1 protein-coding gene is annotated in these 2447 nt (G+C 34.6%); it reads right to left on the bottom strand.

Annotation, left to right across the window (positions count from 1 at the left end; translation table 11 throughout):
* Positions 1-461 precede the first annotated feature (461 nt).
* Complete coding sequence (glmS, locus tag ACKI67_RS04050; protein ID WP_407462107.1) at positions 462-2246, bottom strand: glutamine--fructose-6-phosphate transaminase (isomerizing); 1785 nt, start codon at positions 2244-2246, stop codon at positions 462-464.
* Positions 2247-2447: the final 201 nt, after the last annotated feature.

Below are 2447 nucleotides of genomic sequence, written 5' to 3' on the forward strand. Positions count from 1 at the left end.
AATAAAAAATTATTAAAAATATTCCAATCTCTTCATTTTAATCTGAAGAATTTTTTAGTGCCTGAAAGTGGTATACATTATGAATTCTAAATTTTAGAATTCATAATTAGGCATTGAACTTTTTTTAAAATACAACATCATACAAACACTGAAAAAACAATCATATAAAAAAATAGAACTAAAAAAAATTAGATGATTGAAATGATTGGGATAAAAAATAAGAAGTTACCCCCTTCATTTTTTAAAATAAAGGAGGTAAAATGAGTCTTTTTATAATTGTATTAATCATCAAGATACTTGCAATCACTTTTAGTATTTATGAATTAATACAATTTATTATAGCACACTTATAATTTAAGTGTGTGGAACTATGATTTTATACAAACTAGGGTTTTTCTTAGAAAGCTGAATATGCCACATTCGGTTAAGTTCTATTTTTCCCTAGCTAATTTTTAAATAAACTATTCTACAGTCACACACTTAGCCAAATTCTTAGGCTTATCAGGATCTAATTTTCTAATCACAGACACATGATAGCTCAACAATTGGAGTGGAACTATATAAACAAGCGGAGCCAAGATATCATCCACTTCAGGATTGATTAGGAATACGTTGTCTGATTCTGAAATCAAATCCATATCACCAATAGCACCAATACCCAATATATCAGCACCTCTTGCCTTGACTTCCTGAAGGTTGCTCATGATCTTCTTATAGTCCTCACCTGGAGGTGCAACCACAACAACAGGAATATGCTCATCTATCAAAGCAATAGGACCATGCTTAAGTTCACCTGCTGCATATCCTTCTGCATGAATGTAAGATATCTCCTTTAGTTTCAATGCTCCTTCTAAAGCGATAGGATATGAGAATCCTCTTCCAATGAAGAATGCATCCTTATCCCTTTTGTATAAATGTGAAATCTCACGGATTATTCCTTGCTTCTTAAGGACTTCATCAATGTAATCCGGAACCTTTTCCAATCTCTCAAGCAATCCTTCATCATCTGCAAGGAGTGCAGAGAATAGGTAAATGGCAATCAATTGACTTACATAGGTTTTGGTAGCTGCCACACCGATTTCAGGACCTGCTTGAGTTTGAATAACATAATCTGCCCTTCTTGTAGCTGAACTTCCTCTTACATTTACAATAGCCAAGGTTTTGGACACCTCATTTGCAGCATCCAATGCCTTAAGGGTGTCTGCAGTTTCACCGGATTGTGAAATGAATATGACAAGAGTCTGATCATTCAATGCTTTCGCTGAATACTTGAACTCAGAAGCAAGCAATACCTCTGTTGGTATTCCTACCAAGGACTCGATAAGATACTTTCCTGTGAGTGAAGCATGGTATGATGTTCCGCATGCAACAAAAACAACCCTGTTGATGGTTCCTTTGACATCATCAACGATAGCTTTTATCTTATCCTTTTCACCTAAGGTGTTTCTGATTGCAACATCCTGCTCATTGATTTCCTTAATCATGAAATGATCATAACCTTCCTTTTCAGCCATTTCAGGAGACCAGTCAAGCACATCAATATCCTTTTTGATTTCCTTATCATTTTCATCCTTGAAGGTGACTCCATCTTCAGTGAGTATGACGATATCCCCCTTGTCAAGGTATGCGATATTGTTGGTATACTTTAAGATAGCAGGAGAGTCTGACGCAACGAAGTATTCGTCTTCTCCAATTCCCACAATCAAAGGGCTGTCCTTACGGGTGGCTACAACTTTATTCGGTTCATCAGTGCAGATTGCTGCAAGAGCATAAGCGCCTTCAATAACACCTATGACCTTACGGACTGCCTTTTCCAAATCCAATCCCTCTTTCATGAATTTGTCAATTAAGTGTGGAATAACTTCTGTATCAGTATCTGACTTGAATTCATAGCCTTCAGCAATCAAATCTTCCTTGATTGCCAAATAGTTTTCAATGATACCATTGTGAACTACAGCAATGGTCCCATCTGAATTTAAATGAGGGTGTGAATTTTCCTTGCTTGGATCTCCATGAGTTGCCCATCTTACATGTGCAATCCCATAATTTCCAGGCATATCTGCAAAGTTCAATTTAGAATTGACTTCATCTATTTTACCTGCATCCTTTTTAAGATTAATCTTACCCTCACAAGCAGTGGCTAAGCCTATGGAGTCATATCCACGATATTCCAATTTGGAAATTGAATCCAAAAGAATCGGTGCCACATTTTTATTTTTCAATACGCATCCAACAATTCCACACATAGTATCACCAGATAAAGAATCTAATAATTTTAATTTATTTATACGAATGAAACAATTATCATAATTTTACAATTAAATTCCTCTTCAATTCAATGATGAAACAATTATCATAATTTTAGAATTGAGTTCATCTTCAATTCAATGATGATTATAAATCTTTTATAGTTTCTTTTATTTAATTCTTTACTTAAAAATTTATAT

The organism is Methanobrevibacter sp., from assembly GCF_045577275.1.
GTDB lineage: Archaea > Methanobacteriota > Methanobacteria > Methanobacteriales > Methanobacteriaceae > Methanobrevibacter.

Coding starts and splice junctions, on each gene's coding strand:
- glmS (WP_407462107.1), bottom strand. CDS start 2,246: ATGTGTGGAATTGTTGGATGCGTATTGAAAAATAAAAATGTGGCACCG.